General features: G+C 66.7%; 11 protein-coding genes and 1 tRNA gene. 7 read left to right on the forward strand and 5 right to left on the reverse strand.

All coding sequences use genetic code 11. From position 1 onward, the window contains the following. Position 1: 1 nt before the first annotated feature. The gene (locus tag A5788_RS06105) at positions 2 to 826 is read right to left on the reverse strand and encodes an SIR2 family NAD-dependent protein deacylase (RefSeq protein ID WP_064869744.1); all 825 of its coding nucleotides are present in this window, start codon (positions 824 to 826) and stop codon (positions 2 to 4) included. Further along, positions 823 to 1272 carry an HIT family protein gene (locus tag A5788_RS06110; protein WP_064869746.1) on the reverse strand — a complete coding sequence of 150 codons (450 nt, stop codon included), beginning with the start codon at positions 1270 to 1272 and terminating at the stop codon, positions 823 to 825. Before A5788_RS06110 ends, A5788_RS06105 begins: the two co-directional genes overlap by 4 nt. A 500-nt stretch (positions 1273 to 1772) precedes the next feature. On the opposite strand from A5788_RS06110, the gene A5788_RS06115 reads away from it, so the two are divergent. Together A5788_RS06115 and acpS are read left to right on the forward strand one after the other, a co-directional pair. Next, complete coding sequence (locus A5788_RS06115; RefSeq protein WP_064869748.1) at positions 1773 to 11003, forward strand: type I polyketide synthase; 9231 nt, start codon at positions 1773 to 1775, stop codon at positions 11001 to 11003. 4 nt (positions 11004 to 11007) lie between these two features. Continuing rightward, a complete protein-coding gene (gene acpS, locus A5788_RS06120) occupies positions 11008 to 11400 on the forward strand; it encodes a holo-ACP synthase AcpS (protein ID WP_049700952.1) in 393 nt (130 codons plus the stop codon). Between the two features lie 36 nt (positions 11401 to 11436). Here the strand turns inward: acpS and A5788_RS06125 are convergent, their stop codons facing one another. Further along, a complete protein-coding gene (locus tag A5788_RS06125) occupies positions 11437 to 12057 on the reverse strand; it encodes a TetR family transcriptional regulator (RefSeq protein WP_049700951.1) in 621 nt (206 codons plus the stop codon). Positions 12058 to 12093: 36 nt separating this feature from the next. Next, the gene (bcp, locus tag A5788_RS06130; protein WP_064869750.1) at positions 12094 to 12564 is read right to left on the reverse strand and encodes a thioredoxin-dependent thiol peroxidase; all 471 of its coding nucleotides are present in this window, start codon (positions 12562 to 12564) and stop codon (positions 12094 to 12096) included. Positions 12565 to 12808: 244 nt separating this feature from the next. Here bcp and A5788_RS06135 point away from each other — a divergent pair, with 244 nt between their 5' ends. From A5788_RS06135 to A5788_RS06145, 3 genes are all read left to right on the forward strand, one after another. Beyond that, complete coding sequence (locus A5788_RS06135; RefSeq protein ID WP_064869752.1) at positions 12809 to 13030, forward strand: DUF3618 domain-containing protein; 222 nt, start codon at positions 12809 to 12811, stop codon at positions 13028 to 13030. A gap of 92 nt (positions 13031 to 13122) precedes the next feature. Next, the gene (locus A5788_RS06140; protein ID WP_064869754.1) at positions 13123 to 14304 is read left to right on the forward strand and encodes a L,D-transpeptidase; all 1182 of its coding nucleotides are present in this window, start codon (positions 13123 to 13125) and stop codon (positions 14302 to 14304) included. A gap of 92 nt (positions 14305 to 14396) precedes the next feature. Then, a tRNA-Lys gene (locus A5788_RS06145) sits at positions 14397 to 14469 on the forward strand. Positions 14470 to 14565: 96 nt separating this feature from the next. On the opposite strand, the gene A5788_RS06150 is transcribed toward A5788_RS06145, so the two are convergent. After that, positions 14566 to 15987, reverse strand: coding sequence for an MFS transporter (locus tag A5788_RS06150; RefSeq protein WP_064869756.1), 1422 nt, complete (start codon positions 15985 to 15987; stop codon positions 14566 to 14568). A gap of 40 nt (positions 15988 to 16027) precedes the next feature. Between A5788_RS06150 and soxR the strand changes: the two genes are divergently transcribed. Then, a complete protein-coding gene (gene soxR / locus A5788_RS06155; protein ID WP_082937943.1) occupies positions 16028 to 16501 on the forward strand; it encodes a redox-sensitive transcriptional activator SoxR in 474 nt (157 codons plus the stop codon). Positions 16502 to 16634: 133 nt separating this feature from the next. Then, on the forward strand, positions 16635 to 17840 hold the full coding sequence (locus tag A5788_RS06160) for a L,D-transpeptidase (protein ID WP_064869758.1): 1206 nt from the start codon (positions 16635 to 16637) through the stop codon (positions 17838 to 17840). The last annotated feature ends 22 nt before the right edge of the window (positions 17841 to 17862 follow it).

The raw sequence follows: 17862 nt of genomic DNA on the forward strand, positions 1-17862 counted from the left end.
GTTATCGGCTGCGCCGCGCGGCACGAACGCGTTCGGCGATCTCGGGTAGACCCTGTGCGGCGGTGGTCCGAATGCTATGTGTGGCAACGGAACTCAGTCCCGACGGCTGCGGGTTGAGTTCGATGACCGGAATACCCCTTGCCGCTGCGCGCTCGGGGAGAGCCGCAGCGGGGTAGACGATCCCGCTGGTCCCGACCACGAGGACCGCGTCGGCGACGTCGAACACCTGCTCGGCGCGCGCCCAGGGCTCCGGGGGGATCGGCTCGCCGAACCACACGACGCCGGGGCGCACCAGCGACAGGCATATCGGGCACGACGGCGGCTCCATGGGATGCTCATCGGTGGCCGTCGCCGGATTGGCGTCTCTGCCCTCGTAGGGATGTCCGCAGCGTGAGCAGCGTGGTGCGAAGAGCGAGCCGTGTACATGGCTGACCACAGTGTTGCCCGCGCGCTCGTGCAGGTCGTCCACGTTCTGCGTCACCACCATGACCGACGGCGCGTCGTCGGACTCATCGGCACGTTCTGCCAATGCGCTCAATGCGAGGTGTCCGGCGTTCGGGGCAGCTCGGCTGACGAGGTGTGCGCGCCACTGGTACCAGCCCCAGACGAGTGCCGGATCGGCGTTCCACGCCTGCGGGGTTGCCAGTTGCTCGGCGTCGAAGTTCTCCCACAGTCCCGTCTGCGCGTCGCGGAAGGTGGGTACGCCGCTCTCCGCCGACATCCCGGCACCGGTGAACACGGTGATCCACTCGGCCCCGGCGAGGATGTCGATCGCGGCCTGGGGGATCTGCGCGCCAGGTGTGGTGAGAGCGTCGTCGGAGGTCATGCGGGTCCGATCTGTTCGAGGACCGCCGCACGCACGGTGGCCGCGGTGGCGTCGGGATTCTTGTCGCGGCGTACGAGCAGCGACCTCGCCATGCGGAGCTTGTCTCCGCGGTGTCGCGGGATCACATGGAGGTGGGTGTGAAAGACGGTCTGGAACGCTGCCTTTCCGTCGTTGACGACGAGGTTCACCCCATCGGCGGGCTCGTCGTCGCGTGTCAGTGGCGCCGTCCGGAGTGCTGCCGCGACGACCTGGCCCGCTCGCATCAGGGCGGCGCCGTCGTCGGGAACCAGATCTCCCAGTCCGCTCGAATGGATGCGGGGAACGAGCAGGGTGTGTCCGCGCGACATCGGTCTGATGTCGAGGAAGCCCACCACGGAGTCGTCCTCGTACACCTTTCGGGCCGGTGCGGAACCGTCGACGATCTTGCAGAACACGCAGTCGGTCATCCCTGCACCCTAACGACTTCGACGTCTTGGCTCGACATCGCTGAGGGCGTGCCATGTCGCAGCGGACGACACGCAGTGCGACAGGTCACATAACGATTATATAACGACGACCGGATGCCTTCGCTACGACTCGGGCGACCGGAGAAATGCGCCCCGAACTGGTCGGATGTGCACGCCGATCAATGGGCGCACGGGCCCGCATTTTGTTACCGGCGGGGCTACTCGCGGGTATACCTGGGGGTCGGAAACAACATGAGGAAGTCCTCACGTTTATGTGCCATCATGAGTGCCACGTTCATGTCGACGACGTTCCACGCTGAACTGTCAGTCGCCCGCCACAGCGTCAAAGGTGTTGCTGGGCAAGCATGTTCGTGAGAGACACGTGCGCGACCCGGCGATATCCCCCCGCCGCCGGGTCGTGCCACGTGGTGCTCTCGCACGAGAAACCAGACAACTCCTGCACCGCACATCAGCCGAGCCCCGATCCTCTAGGAGAGCCCGTGACCGTCGACCAATTCCGCCAAGGGCCCCACGGAAGCCGCAACACCGGAAGCCCTGCAGAATCCCTGATCGATAGGCTCTCAGCAGGTGAGAAGTACGCAATCAGCTTTGGTGGGCAGGGTGGTCCGTGGTTGTCGACGCTGGCCGAATTGGTCGTCGACGCCGATCTCGAACAGAAGCTGGCGGGTGCCGTCGCTGCCGCAGAGCGCATGCTCGCCCCCGTTGCCGAGTCGATCGAGATAGCTCGCCCCGACGGCTTCCACCCACTCGCATGGGTGCGTGCGACCGACGCGGGCGAACCGGTGCCGTCCGACGCCGAGCTCGCCGACTTCGCACTGAGCGGTCCCGGCGTGCTCCTCAGCCAGGTCGCCGCCGTCGAATCACTCAAGAAGCAGGGCCTCGATCCCGACGTGATCGCACCCGTCGCCGTCGTCGGACACTCACAGGGGTCACTGGCCGTCGACGCTATCCGGCACGGGGAGAGCGGCTGCGGACAATTGCTGGCGATCGCGCACCTCGTGGCGGCCGCCGGCACTCTTGTTGCTCGACGTCGCGGGCTGGCGAGCAGTCCGGACGGCTCACCGATGCTGTCGATCACCAATGTTGCTCCCGCGCGCATCGACGAGATCCTGACGACCTACCGAGCTGGACTGCCCGAAGCCGAACTCGTCACGGCGCCCGTGATCGCCATCCGCAACAGCCGACGTTCGGTCGTGCTGTCCGGTGCGCCCCGACATCTCGCGGCGTTCGCGGCCGAATGCGAGCGCATCGTCGCCGCGGAGGCCGATGACCGCAAGCGCAAGATCACCGGCGGCGCGCCGTTCGCCCCCGTCTTCGACGAGCTCCCCGTCAGCGTCGCATTCCACCACCCCGGCATGGCACCGGCGGTCGACCTGGTGCGTGAGTGGGCGCAGACGTGCGGGATCGACGCCGACCTCGCTGCCGGGCACGCCGAATCGATCCTTGTCGCGCCCGTCGACTGGGTCGCACAGATCGACGCCGTGATCGCCGACGGCGCCGCGTGGATTCTCGATTTCGGTCCCAGCGATCTCGCAACTCGGCTCACCGCGCCGCTCGTTCGCGGACAGGGCGTCGGCCTGGTGGCGACGGCGCTTCGCGGAGGCCAGCGAAATCTGTTCAGCCCCGGCGGGATTCCCGAGGTCGCGCGCCGTTGGTCCGACTTCGCCCCCACACTGGCCGAACTCGCCGACGGTCGTCGTGTCGTGCAGACGGCGTTCACCCGACTGACCGGGCGCTCTCCGATGCTGCTTGCGGGCATGACCCCGACCACCGTCGACCCCGCGATCGTCGCTGCCGCGGCCAACGCGGGTCACTGGGCAGAGCTCGCCGGCGGCGGTCAGGTCACCGAGGAGATCTTCGCCCGCAACATCGCCACGCTCACCGACCTTCTCGAGCCGGGCCGCGAAGCGCAGTTCAATGCGCTGTTCCTCGATCCGTATCTGTGGAAGCTGCAGCTCGGCGGCAAGCGTCTCGTGCAGAAGGCACGGGCGCAGGGCGCGCCGATCGACGGCGTGATCGTGTCGGCGGGTATCCCAGAGCTCGAGGACGCAGTGGCACTCGTCGACGAATTCGTCGACGCGGGACTGCGTTTCGTCGCATTCAAGCCAGGCACCGTCGAGCAGATCCGTTCGGTGATCCGCATTGCGGCCGAGGTGCCGCACCACCCGGTCATCGTGCAGATCGAAGGCGGGCGCGCCGGTGGCCACCATTCGTGGGAAGACCTCGACGACCTTCTGCTCTCCACATACGCCGAGCTGCGCGTGCGCGACAACGTCGTCATCTGCGTCGGTGGCGGCATCGGCACCCCCGAGCGCGCCAGCGAGTACCTGACCGGCGAATGGGCAACCAGGCACGGGTATCCCACCATGCCGCTCGACGGGATCCTGATCGGTACCGCGGCCATGGCGACCGCCGAGGCGACCACCGCGCCGGAGGTCAAGCAGCTACTCGTCGACACCGAGGGGGTCGACGAGTGGATCGGCGCAGGCCGGGCCGCGAACGGAATGGCCTCGGGCCGAAGCCAACTCGGCGCCGACATCCATGAGGTCGACAACGCCGCGTCGCGCTGCGGTCGACTGCTCGACGAGGTGGCGGGCGACGCCGAGGCGGTGGCCGAGCGTCGCGACGAGATCGTGGCCGCGATGGCGCCGACAGCGAAACCCTACTTCGGCGACCTCGACACCATGACCTACCGCGAATGGCTCGATCGCTATGCGACGCTGGCCGTCGGGGATGGCCGCACCGATCAGTACCCGTGGGCCGACATCACCTGGCAGCAGCGATTCGTGGAGATGCTGCAGCGTGCCGAGGCGCGCATGCACCCGAAGGATTCGGGCCCGGTCCCCACGATGTTCGCCGACATCTCGACCACCGACGATCCGCACGCGGCGATCGACGCGCTCGGCGGTGTCTACCCCGAGATCGAGACCGACATCCTGCATCCCGCGGACGTCGCCTTCTTCCTCGGCCTGTGCCGGACCCCGGGCAAGCCGGTCAACTTCGTGCCCGTCGTCGACAAAGACGTTCGACGGTGGTGGCGCAGCGACTCGCTGTGGCAGGCCCACGATGCACGCTACGGCGCGGACGCCGTCTGCATCATCCCCGGACCGGTCGCGGTCTCGGGTATCACCCGTGTCGATGAGCCGGTGGGCGAGCTGCTCGATCGATTCGAGGCCAAGGTCGTCGACGATCTCGCCACCGCGGGCGCCGACCCCGACCTGATCACCGCCCGCAAGCAGGCTCCGGTGCGGGACGCGGGCATCCTCGGTGCCGTGCTCTGGGCCGACGACGTCTCGTGGGCCGGCCGCATCGTGCCGAGTCCGGTTGCGCTGCTTGGCGATCGGGAGTCGTGGGAGGTCTCCTCGGAGCGTCGAGCCGAGCACGCGGCAACAGGCGCAGTGCTCGAGCACGTGGGCGAGGACAGCTTCGAGCTGATCGTGCCGATTTCGGGATCGTCTGTGCGCATTCCGCTCCGTGTCGATCGGAGCATCGCCGACGGCGGCAGCCCTCGCATCGAGCGCGACGACGCAGCAGGTGCCATGCGCGAGATCCTCACCGTCGCAGCCGGCGGACGCCTCACCGACGTCGTCGACGGCGTCGCGGTCACCACCATCGGATGGTCGGCAGACGGGGTCGCCGACCACGCCGTCGTCACCGCCAACACGCTGCCTGCTCACCTCCACGCCGTCACACCGGCGCAGCCGTTCGGCTTCGCGGTGCCCGACACGCTCGTCGGAGCCTGCTGGCCAAGTGTTTTCGCGACGATCGGTGCTGCGACGACCGACGACGGCATTCCCGTCGTCGAGGGCCTGCTCGACCTCGTCCATCTCGACCACACCATCGAGACCGTCGGTTCCATCCCCGACCACGACACCGAACTCACCGTCGTCGCCCGCGCGGGCGAGGTCCGGGACACGACGGTGGGACGCGTCATCGACGTCGCCGTCGAGGTGTCGGGACCGGACGGTGAGATCGCCCGTATGACAGAGCGTTTCGCCATTCGTGGCCGCATCGGTGATGCCGAGCTCGACGACCCGCAGCGCGCCGGGGGAGCGCTTACCGACGAGGCCGCGGCCACCCGGAAGCCGCTGCGCACCGCGACGATCACCGCACCGACACGCATGAGTGCGTTCGCTGCCGTCTCAGGCGACCGCAATCCGATCCACACCGATACAAGCGCGGCAAAGCTCGCAGGACTCGGTGAGCCCATCGTGCACGGCATGTGGCTGTCGGCGGCGGCTCAGCACGTCGTCACCGCGGCCGACTCGCGCAACCGCATCCCGTCGCCGCGCCCGATCGTCGGGTGGACGGCTCGCTACCTCGGGATGGTTCGTACCGGCGATGCGGTGTCGGTCCGCGTCGACCGCGTCGGTCTCGATCGCGGCCGCGAGGTCGTCGAGGTGACCTGCAAGGTCGGCGACACCCTGGTGATGAGTGCCACGGGACTTCTCGCGGCTCCGCGCACCGTCTACGCCTTCCCGGGGCAGGGCATCCAGAGCAAGGGCATGGGACTCGACGCCCGGTCGCGTTCGAAGGCGGCCCGGGCGATCTGGGATCGCGCGGACAAGCACACGCGCGCGGCTCTCGGGTTCTCGATCCTCGCGGTCGTACGCGACAACCCCACCACGCTCATCGCCAACGGCACCACCTACAACCACCCCGACGGCGTGCTGTACCTGACGCAGTTCACCCAGGTCGCCATGGCGACCCTCGGCGTCGCGCAGATCGCGGAGCTCAAGGAAGCAGGCGGATTCGTCGACGGTGCCATCACCTGTGGACACTCGGTCGGCGAGTACAACGCCCTCGCGGCATGCGCCGGAGTGCTCCCGCTCGAAGCCGTCCTCGAGGTGGTGTTCCAGCGCGGCGAGGCCATGCACCACCTGGTACCGCGAGATGACCTGGGGCGCAGCGACTATCGCATGGCGGCCATCCGCCCGAGCCAGTTCGGCCTCGCCGACGCCGACGTCGAGTCGTTCGTCGCAGAGGTCGGAGAGTCGATCGGCGAGTTCCTCGAGGTGGTCAACCTGAACCTTCTCGGCTCGCAGTACGCGATCGCGGGCACGGTCCGCGGTCTCGAACACCTCGAAGACGAGATCGAGCGTCGTCGAACCGAATTCGGCGGCAAGCGATCGTTCATCCTCGTTCCCGGCATCGATGTGCCGTTCCATTCGACGGTGCTGCGCGCCGGTGTGCCCGAGTTCCGCGGCAAGCTCGACGAACTGCTGCCCGCACAGATCGATCCCGACATCCTCGTCGGGCGCTACATCCCGAATCTCGTGCCGCGGTTGTTCACGCTCGACCGTGCATTCGTCGAAGAGATCGCGGCACTGGTGCCGTCCGATCCGCTCGACGCCGTCCTCGCCGACTGGGACACCCACGCGGCCGACCCGGCGGGCTTGGCGCGCATCGTTCTCATCGAGCTACTCGCCTGGCAGTTCGCCAGTCCTGTGCGCTGGATCGAAACCCAGGACCTCCTCTTCGGCGCAGCCGAGCGCGGCGGGCTGGGCATCCAACGGTTCGTCGAGATCGGCCTCAAGGGTGCGCCGACGCTCGCAGGCCTGGCGACCAACACTCTCAAGCTCGACGACTACAGCTCGGCGACAACCGAAGTGGTGAACGTCGAGCGCGATTCCGACGTCATCCTCGCCAAGGATGCCGGCCCCGAGCTCGACGATGAACCCGTCGACGACGCGGCTGCGCAAGACACCGGTGCCTCGCACGACGCTGCGGCGAGCACGCCCGCTCCCGCGGCGGCAGCGCCTGCTGCTCCGAGCGCGCCCGCAGGCGCTCCGCGGCCCGACGACGTCTCCTTCGGGCCGTCGGACGCGGTTCGTGCGGTCGTGGCGCTGTGGACCAAGATCCGCCCCGAGCAGATCGGTTCGGCCGACACCATCGAGGCGTTGTGCGATGGCGTCTCGTCGCGGCGTAACCAGCTCCTGCTCGACATCGGTGGCGAGCTCGGACTCGGCGCGATCGACGGAGCCGCGGAAGCCGACATGGTCGCGCTCGCCGCGACGGTGGACAGCCTCGCGCGTGGTTACCGCCCGTTGGGGGCGGTCCTCACCGACGCGGTGTCCGATCAGATCCGCAAGGTCCTCGGCCCCGTCGGAAAGCGGCAGGCCTACATCGCCGATCGGGTGACCGGCGTGTGGCAACTCGGTCCCGGCTGGGGACTGCACACCACCGTGGCACTCGCCCTCGGTACCCGCGACGGAGCCAGTGTGCGCGGAGGCGACCTCGGCGATCTGCTCGACGGACCACTCGCCAACACCGACGCGCTCGACGCTCTCGTCGACCGCGCCGTGACCGCGGTGGGTGCGTCGCGCGGTATCGCTGTCGCCAAGCCCGCGGCCGACACCGGCGGTGGCGCGACGGTCGACGCGGCAGCACTCGGTGAGTTCACCGAGCAGCTCACCGGACGCAGTGGCGCGCTTGCCTCTGCCGCGTACACGGTGCTGGCCAAACTCGGACTCACCGAGGACGACGCCGCGCCCGAGATCGCGGAGAACGTCGACGCGCACCTGGCCGAGCGGGTCAGTGCCGAACTCGGCTCCGACTGGGCGCGCACCGTCGCGCCGGCGTTCGACGCGGAGAAGATCGTCCTCGTCGACGACCGATGGGCCACCAGTCGCGAGGATCTGGTCCGCATCTGGCTGACCTCAGACGCCGATCTCGCCGACCGCCACGACACGATCGTCGAGTCCTTCGCGGGTGCGGGACAGACTGTCGCACAACATGCCACGTGGTGGCAGGGCAAGGCTCTCGCCGCAGGCGAGGCGACCCGCGCGCAGATCTTCGGCGCCATCGCCGCCGCGGCACAGGCGCCGGACGCGGGTGAATGGTCCGACGAGATCGCCGTGGTGACCGGCGCGGGTAAGGGATCGATCGCCGCAGGTGTGATCGGCCGACTGCTTGCGGGCGGAGCGACGGTCATCGCCACGACGTCGAAGCTCGACTCCGGCAAGCTCGCCTTCTACAAGAAGCTCTACCGGGAGAACGCGCGTCACGACGCGGCGCTATGGGTCGCACCGACCAACATGGCGTCGTACACCGACGTCGACGATCTCATCGAATGGATCGGCAGCGAACAGACCGAGAACGTCGGCGGCACAACGGCTGTCATCAAGCCTGCGATGAAGCCGACGCTGCTCTTCCCGTTCGCGGCACCCCGTGTCGCCGGCGACCTCACCGACGCAGGGGCGCGCGCAGAGCTCGAGATGAAGGTCCTCCTCTGGTCGGTGGAGCGGCTCATCGCGGGGCTGTGTGAGATCGGCGCCGATCATGACATCGCGGCCCGACTGCACGTCGTGCTTCCCGGATCGCCCAACCGCGGGATGTTCGGTGGCGACGGTGCTTACGGCGAGTCCAAGGCCGCACTCGATGCACTGGTCACCCGCTGGGGAGCCGAGGAATCGTGGGGTGCACGAACGACTCTCGCGCACGCACTCATCGGGTGGGTGCGCGGCACCGGGCTGATGGGCCACAACGACGGCATGGTCGCGGCCGTGGAGGCCGCGGGCGTACGGACGTGGAGCACCGACGAAATGGCGGCACAGCTCCTCGGACTGTGCACGCCGCAGCAGCGAGTCGCTGCCCGGGACGAGGCGATTCTCGCCGACTTCACCGGCGGCCTCGACCCGTCGATCGATCTCAAAGCGCTCGCCACGGACCAGGACGACGCCGGCGAGGTCGAGGCGGAGGCCGACGAACTCGACGACGCCACGGTCGCTGCGCTACCCGCGCCGGCCCGCGCCGCGAAGTCGATGGCGCCCGCATGGCCGTCGATCGATGCGCGCCCCGAGGATCTCGTGGTGATCGTCGGCGCCGGAGAGCTCGGACCCTACGGTTCGTCGCGCACCCGGTTCGAGATGGAGGTCGACGAAAAGCTCAGCGCGGCAGGCGTGTTGGAGCTTGCCTGGAACACCGGTCTGATCGTCTGGGACGACGCACCCAAGCCGGGCTGGTACGACACCGAGACCGGCGATCCGGTCGATGAGGCCGACATCGCAGAGCGCTACCACGACGCGGTCGTCGAGCGCTGCGGCATTCGGCGCTACGGCGACGAAGGTGCGATGGTCGACAACACCTCGCCGCTGCTCACGTCGATCTTCCTCGACGAGGACCTGAGCTTCACCGTCAGCTCCGAGGAGCAGGCACGGGCATTTGCGGCCGCCGATCCGGACAAGACCAGGATCGCTCCGATCTCCGACACCGGAGACTGGCGGGTTACTCGTCTGGCCGGCACCGAGATTCGCGTGCCCCGCAAGTTCGAGCTGAGCCGGACCGTCGGAGGCCAGATCCCGACCGGGTTCGACCCGACCCGCTGGGGTGTCACGCCCGACATGGTGGAATCGATCGATCGTGTTGCGCTGTGGAATCTCGTCGCGACCGTCGACGCCTTCCTGTCATCGGGATTCACTCCGTCGGAACTGATGCGGTGGGTTCATCCGGGACTCGTCGCGAACACCCAGGGAACCGGTATGGGTGGCATGACGTCGATGCGTGAGCTGTACGTCAACACGCTGCTCGGCGAGGCGAAAGCCAACGACATCCTCCAGGAGGCGTTGCCGAACATCGTTGCCGCACACGTCGTTCAGTCGTATGTGGGCAGTTACGGTGCGATGATCCACCCGGTCGCTGCCTGTGCGACGGCCGCGGTGTCGGTCGAGGAGGGCGTCGACAAGATCCGTCTCGGCAAGGCAATGTTCGCGGTGGCGGGCGGATTCGACGATCTCGGTATCGAAGGCATCGTCGGATTCGGTGACATGTCGGCGACCGCGGAATCGGCGAAGATGGCCGCACGCGGAATCGACGAGCGCCGGTACTCGCGTGCCAATGACAGGCGACGCGGAGGATTCGTCGAATCTGCCGGTGGCGGAACCATTCTGCTCGCTCGCGGCGACGTCGCGGCACAGCTCGGACTGCCGGTTCTCGGTGTCGTCGCCTGGGCGCAGAGCTTCGGCGACGGAGTGCACACGTCGATTCCCGCACCGGGACTCGGAGCGCTGGGAGCCGCACGTGGGGCGCTCGCCTCGCCGTTGGCCAACGCGCTGGGTGCACTCGGCGTGAGCGCCGACGACGTCGCGGTGGTGTCCAAGCACGACACCTCGACGCGTGCAAACGATCCCAACGAGTCAGAGCTGCACGAGCGACTCGCCGACGCGATCGGCAGGACGCCCGGTGCGCCGCTGTTCGTCGTGTCGCAGAAGTCGCTCACCGGCCACGCGAAGGGTGGCGCGGCGGCATTCCAGCTCATCGGGCTCTGCCAGGTGCTGCGCGACGGCGTGATCCCACCCAACCGCAGCCTCGACTGTGTCGATGAGCAGATGCGCGACTACCCCCACCTCGTGTGGGCGCGTGAGCCGCTAGCACTCGGTGATCGGTTCCCGCTCAAGGCGGGTCTGCTCACCAGCCTCGGCTTCGGTCACGTCTCGGGTCTCATCGCCATCGCCCATCCGGAAGCCTTTGTCGCAACACTGGATTCGGATCAGGCGCAGGGCTATCGCGATCGGGCCGCACGCCGCGAACGTGACGGTGCACAGCGGCGGCTGGTCGCGATGTGCGGCGGCGAGCCTGCGTACCGTCGTCCGTCGGGTCGACGTCTCGACAGCACGCTCGACGAGCACGATGCCGAAGCCGGGCTGCTGCTCGATCCGGGTGCACGCCTCACGACGGATGGCGCCTACGGCGTCGCGGCCGATGGGCGCTGACGCGATGGCCGTACTCGGGGTGGGGATCGACGTCGTGTCGATCCCGGAGTTCGGAGACCAACTCGAACAGGTCGGCACGAACTTCGTCGAGAGATTCACGGTGGGCGAAAGACGTGACGCGGCAACGGGTACGGGTGAGGACGCCCGTCACCTCGCGGCACGGTGGGCGGCGAAGGAGGCGGTGGTCAAGGCGTGGTCGGTGAGCAGATTCTCGCGCTCGCCGTTGCTGCCCTTGATCCGGCACAGCGATATCGAGGTCGTCACCGACACGTGGGGCCGTCCGGCGATCAGGTTGTCGGGGGAGATCGCCGAACACCTCCGTGAGACGACCGTGCACATTTCGCTCACGCACGACGGGAACACCGCTGCCGCGGTGGCGATCCTGGAGGGGAGCTGACCGGTCGGTGTGCAATCCGTGTGCGGTGCAACGGATTCAGCTACCGGTCGACTCCTCGAGCAGGAGGTAGCCCGCGAGCATGCGCTTGAGTTCGTCGACTGTTGCGTCGTGATCGTGGCCGTCCTGCACCGAGAAACTCAACAGCGAGTACGCGGTGTGGACGAGAACCTGAGCCATCATCTCCCGGCGGCGTCCCTGCGAGGGGATCAGCGGGGCAAGAAGGCGAGCCACCTGCTCGGCGAGTACGCGCTCGTTGAGTGTCGCCGTCGCGCGGGTCGCAGGAGTCGACTGGACAGCGAGCCAGACCGCGCGGCGCGACGGATCGTCGCGCCAGAGCGTCGCGAGATGGTCGAGGAACTTCTCGAGCAGGTTCGGCCATTCGAGCGAGGGCACCTCCGACGCGAAGGCGGCGAGCTCCTCACGGACGCCGACCGTGTCCTGTCGGTCGAGTTCGCAGACGATGACGTACTTGTTGGCGAAGTACTGATAGAGGGTTCCGATGGGAACTCCCGCGCGAACGGCGATCTCCTCACAGGTGAGCGATTCGAAACCCACCTCGGTCAGCAGATCGCGCGCCGTCGCGAGCATCGCGGAGAACTTTCGTTTGCTGCGCTCCTGCGTCGGGCGTTTGCGCGGCACCAGGGGTTCGGTACTCATCGGTTCGATCAACTCGGTTCGATCAGCGCCTGTGGGTCACACCGACAGGTCGCGCCTGAGCTTGGCAACGTGCCCGGTGGCACGCACGTTGTACTGCGCGAGCTCGATGGTCCCGTGGTCGACGAGGAACGTCGACCTGATCACGCCCGTCACGGTTTTGCCGTACAGCTTCTTCTCGCCGAATGCTCCCCATTCGGTCATCACCGACTTGTCCGGATCGGACAGCAGGGGATACGTCAGACCCTCGGCGTCGGCGAACTTGGCGAGCTTCTCCGGCTTGTCGGGGGAGATGCCGACGACGGCGATACCTTGTCCGTCCAGTTCAGCGAGGTTGTCGCGGAAGTCGCACGCCTGCTTGGTGCAGCCAGGCGTCGACGCCGCGGGGTAGAAGTAGACGATGACCTTGGTATCGGCGTAGTCGGAGAGCGATACCGATTCGCCGTGGGCGTCGGTGAGTGTGAAGCCGGGCGCGGTGTCGCCGACGGCAAGACGGGATGTGCCAGACATGGTCGTCAGGCTAACCGATAGGGCAGGTCGACCGGGTGATCGACCCTCAGCCGGGCAAACCGGGCACCTCCTCGACTCGCTCGTGCAGGACGAGGCTCGCCACGTCGCGATGACGTATTCTCGACATGTCGTTTGCTCTGTCGACGCGCGCGAGCCTGCCGTGGCCGCTCGTCGACGGCGTTCTGGCGGAAAGACGCGGATCGGTGAGTCCGCATGTGTAGTGAAAAAGTCTGGGAGGACAACTGTGGCCGGCGACACCGACCGTATCGAACAGGACATCGTGCAGGCGCGCGAAGACCTGGCCAACACACTTGACGAACTCGCGGTTCGGGTGAGTCCCGAAAGGCTTGCCGACTCCGCGAAGACCAAGGTGATCGCCTTCGTCAACAAGCCGGCGGTCAAGATCTCACTCGCGGTTGCCGGGGCAGTCGTCTTGGTTGTCGTCGTCCGCAAGGTGATCGCGTGACGCGTGCTCGTCGCTTCAAGGCTTCAACTTCTTTGAGTACTTCAGAAACTTCTTTCGTTGGTCCGAGTGGGCAGAAGTCGTCCCGTTCGCGCGTGCGCCGTGTGGGTGCGCTCGCGGCGGCCGGTTTGGTTGTTGTCAGTGCGGCGGCGTGCTCTCAGTCGCCGGAGTATTCCGACACCGTCACCAATGCGCCTGCGCTGCAGTCGTTTGCGCAGCCGACGATCTCGGTGACCGGATGGCGTGACCGTCCGATGTCCGACCATGCGGTCGGTGTCATGCCTGGCGCCCCTGTGAAGGTCGCGGCGCAGAACGGCAGTCTCACGTCCGTCGTCGTGTCGGGGCCTGATGGTCCGGTCGCGGGCAAGGTGTCGCCCGACGGCGGTACCTGGGTGTCGAGTCAGCCACTCGACTTCGGTGGCGATTACACGCTGACCGCTGCGGCAAAGGGCGTCGAGGGCGATGGTGCCCGCAAGATCAGCTTCACGACGGCTTCCGCGGACTCGCTGGCATCGGCGTCGTCGGTGGTCGAGGATAACGAGACGGTCGGTGTCGGCCAGACGGTTGCGATCAACTTCGACACCCCTGTCGCCAACAAACTCAACGCGCAGCGCGCGATCACGGTGACCGCCGACCCGCCGGTCGAGGGTGCCTTCTACTGGCTCAACGACAGCATGGTGCGTTGGCGCCCCGAACATTTCTGGAAGCCGGGCACCAAGGTGCACGTCGCGGCCAACCTCAAGGGCATCGACCTCGGTGGCGGGGTATACGGCAGCAATAACCTCGAGACCAACTTCAAGGTGGGGCGCAGTTTTGTCGCGGTCGCCGACGACAAGACCAAGAACATCACCGTCTCGATCGACGGCAAGGTCGTCAAGACGATGCCGACCTCGCTGGGCAAGGATTCGACGCCGACCAACAACGGCATCTACATGGTCGCCGAGCGTGAGCCGAGCGTGATCATGGACTCCTCGACGTATGGGGTGCCGGTGAGCTCGCCCGGTGGCTATCGGGAGACCGTGTATGACGCGACTCGAATCTCGTTCAGCGGCATCTATGTTCACTCCGCGCCGTGGTCACTTGGCGACCAAGGCGTCGACGACGTGAGCAACGGATGCCTCAACGTGAGCCCCGCCAACGCGGAGTGGTTCTTGAACAACGCACTCCGAGGCGACATCGTCATCGCGAAGAACACCGTCGGCGAGCCGTTGCCTGGCGACGACGGCCTCGGTGACTGGAACGTTCCGTGGGATGTGTGGAAGAAGGGCAACGCATGAGTTCCCGTGCGGGAGAGGCCAAAAAGGGCTTGTGAACAGGCGATTTCACTTCTGAGGCAGTGACCCTGTAAGGTTCTTTCTCGCACGGCCAAGCGCCATTAGCTCAATTGGCAGAGCAGCTGACTCTTAATCAGCGGGTTCGGGGTTCGAGTCCCTGATGGCGCACAGCGAACGCCCCTCACCGTTTCAACGGTGAGGGGCGTCTTTCTTTGTCGGCCCATCACCGTCGATAGCCGATCACCGATTGCCTGGCCTCCGACGCTAGCGCCGGATGGCGACGGTGATTGCCACGACACCGAGGGCGCCGAGCGCTGCGAGTCCCGCGCCCATGGTCATCGCCCCTGCGGCGCCCGGGCCACCGACGACAACCAACACCCCGACCAGTGCGGACGAGATCGCATTGGCGATGAGTTCTGCGGTGCCGACCCCGGCGGCGGCCTTCGACCCCTCGACCGGATCATCTGTGCTGCGCATCGCCGCGACGCTCAGGTGCGGGAAGGCGAGTCCGACACCCGCTCCGGCAAGCAGGAGCCCCACCACCCAGATGACGGCGATCCATCCCGCGTTCGCGTGCAGAGTCGCGGCGAACAGTGTCAGGCCGATGGTCATGAACACCGGGCCGAGGACCATGAGTCGCCTTCGGGTCCGTTCGCTGTCAACACTCGCGCTGAACAACTGCACGACACTCCAACCAATCGACACGGTGGCGCCGAAGATTCCGGCGACGAGGGGCGACATCCCCGCGAGTTCCTGCCCGAACTTGGGGAGAAAGATCTCCGCCATGGCCGCGGCACTGAGAATGCCGAGGACGATGTAGAACCACTTCAACGGATTACCGCGCTGATAGGTGATGTGCGGCAACACCGGAGACGACGCGCGGCGATCCACCATGACGAAGGCACCCACGAGTGCCACACCGGAGACGAGTGCGACGACGGTGGGTCCGCCGACAGGCACGACCGCAGCGATACTGAATGCTGTCGCAGCCAGGACGAGCACCGTCAGCGATGGCACCGGAACCCGGCCGAAGTCGTCGGATTCCGCACTGCGCCTGGGCAACCCGCGCACCGAGAGCACACCCAGGATGATCGCGACGACGGCGAGTAGCCAGAATGCTCCCCGCCAGAAGTTGATTTGGGCGAAGACGCCGCCGATGGTCGGTCCGAGGAGTGTGCCGAGCCCCCACATCGCCGAGACCAATCCCGTGGCGCGTGTCCAGAGATGTTCGGGGAGTGCATCGCGGATCACGGCGTAGCCGAGCCCGGCGAGGAGTCCGCCTCCGAGCCCTTGCAGCACCCGTGAGGCGAGGAGGAGTTCCATGTTCGGTGTGAGCGCGGCGCCGATCGAGCCTGCTGCGAACAGCAGGAACGCGATCAGGTAGGCGCGTGCTGCGCCCCATGATGCGAGCGAACGAGCGACCAGCATCGACGCCAGTACCGATGCCACCATGAATGTCGTTGTCACCCATGCGAAGTAACGATCTCCGCCGATGTCGTCGACCGTCGACGGGAGGAGTGCGGCGGTCACGAAGGTGTTCATCGCGTAGACCGCGATACCACCGGCCAGGACGAGCGAGGCGGTGATGTGTTCGGCGCCGAACAGTTCGCGCCAGCTTCCGGATTGTGTGCCTGCGGATGCGTTGTCTCTGGAATCCCCAGGTGTTCTCGTATCTTCGGTCGTCATGTCGGCTACGCTAGAACCTGAACTAAAGTTGAGGTCAAGCGTGAACGAGATCAAACCAACCCCGACCGATCTGCTCACCGTCGGCGACGTTGCCCGGCGCACGGGAGTCGCGGTATCGGCTCTGCATTTCTACGAGCGCGAGGGGTTGATCTCCTCGACACGCACCTCCGGAGGCCAACGACGATTCGCTCGGCACGTGATCCGGCGTGTGTCGGTGATCCAGGTGGCCAAGCGCATGGGTATCCCGCTCGCCGAGGTGGCCGAGGTCTTCTCCGAGCTGCCGCAGGATCGCATGCCGTCGAAAACCGATTGGCGACGCATCGGGGAGCGGTGGCGCGGCCGGCTCGAAGCTCGACGCAAAGAGATCGAGCGCATGGAAGAAGAACTCGTGGAGTGCATCGGATGCGGGTGTGTGTCCTTGCGGAGTTGCCGGGTACTCAACCCCGACGACGAACTCGGCGTCGACGGTTCGGGCCCGCGGCTGCTACCGGCGATCGATCCTGAAGACGACTGAGCCATGTCGGGCGACTCGGGCATTCGGTAGATCTCGTACACTGGTGGCGCGCCGTCGCGCACAGTCATTTGATCCATGTCTGCGGTTCCACACAACGGGACCGCAGATCGTTTGAACATCGGGCAGGAGTCACATGGGGAGCGGTCGTATCCAGCGACGCGGGTTGTTGATCGTTGGAATGGTGGTTGCCGTGGCTGCGCTGCTGAGCTCCTGCTCGCAGACGGCGAAATACTCCGAGAACGTGCAGAGTTCAGCACTTTTCGGCGATCTCCTCATGCCCGGCGTCGAGATCACCGAGTGGGCCGACCGGCCTCTGATCGATCAGGCGGTCGGCATTCAGCCCGGCGCGCCGATCACCGTTCAGGCCAGCGAGGGCGCACTGACCAACGTGCGCATCGACAAGGCCGACGGCACGCCGTTGCGCGGAAGCCTCAGTGAGGACGCGACGCGTTGGACGAGTGCCGAGCCCCTCGGTTACGCGCGCAACTACACCGTGCAGGCAGACGCCAAGGGCATCGGCGGCACGAGCACCAAGCGCGTCTCGTTCACCACGCGAGCGCCTGCCAATCTGACACAGGCGTACCTGACCCCGTCCAACGGCGAGACCGTCGGTGTCGGCCAACCGGTCGCGGTGAAGTTCGACGAGCCCATTGCCGATCGCAAGGCAGCGCAGCGCGCGATCACGATCACCACTAACCCCCAGGTTGAGGGCGCCTTCTACTGGATCAGCGATACCGAGGTCCGCTGGCGGCCGAAAGAGTATTGGAAGCCGGGAACCAAGGTTTCCGTCGCGGTGAACACCTATGGCATCGACCTGGGTGATGGCGTCTTCGGGCAGGAGAACCTCAAGTCGAGCTTCACCGTCGGTCGTTCGATGGTGGTGACCGCAGATGACCGCACCAAGCAGGTTGTCTTCAATCGCGACGGCAAGGACATCCGCAGCATGCCGACGTCGATGGGCAAGCCGGGTACCGAGACCGACAATGGTGTGTACCTCGTGTCCGACAAGCACGACAACATGATCATGGACTCCTCGACCTATGGCGTTCCCGTCGGTTCCGCCGACGGTTACCGCACCCCGGTCGACTACGCGACCCGTATGTCGTACAGCGGCATCTTCTTCCACTCCGCACCGTGGTCGGTGTGGGCGCAGGGCAATACCAACACGAGCCACGGGTGCCTCAACCTGAGTCCCGACAACGCGCTGTGGGTCATGCAGAACACGCTGCGCGGCGACCCGGTGATCGTCAAGAACACCGCGGGCGGGACGCTCTCGGGCACCGACGGACTCGGCGACTGGAACGTCCCGTGGGCTGTCTGGTCGAAGGGCAACGCCTAGCACCTACCGTGACACCAGTCAC

The sequence above is a fragment of the Gordonia sp. 852002-50816_SCH5313054-c genome (assembly GCF_001665925.1).
Classification (GTDB): Bacteria; Actinomycetota; Actinomycetes; order Mycobacteriales; family Mycobacteriaceae; genus Gordonia; species Gordonia jacobaea.

Coding starts and splice junctions, on each gene's coding strand:
- A5788_RS06150 (WP_064869756.1), bottom strand. CDS start 15,987: ATGACGACCGAAGATACGAGAACACCTGGGGATTCCAGAGACAACGCA.
- A5788_RS06105 (WP_064869744.1), bottom strand. CDS start 826: ATGACCTCCGACGACGCTCTCACCACACCTGGCGCGCAGATCCCCCAG.
- A5788_RS06110 (WP_064869746.1), bottom strand. CDS start 1,272: ATGACCGACTGCGTGTTCTGCAAGATCGTCGACGGTTCCGCACCGGCC.
- bcp (WP_064869750.1), bottom strand. CDS start 12,564: ATGTCTGGCACATCCCGTCTTGCCGTCGGCGACACCGCGCCCGGCTTC.
- acpS (WP_049700952.1), top strand. CDS start 11,008: ATGGCCGTACTCGGGGTGGGGATCGACGTCGTGTCGATCCCGGAGTTC.
- A5788_RS06125 (WP_049700951.1), bottom strand. CDS start 12,057: ATGAGTACCGAACCCCTGGTGCCGCGCAAACGCCCGACGCAGGAGCGC.
- A5788_RS06160 (WP_064869758.1), top strand. CDS start 16,635: ATGGGGAGCGGTCGTATCCAGCGACGCGGGTTGTTGATCGTTGGAATG.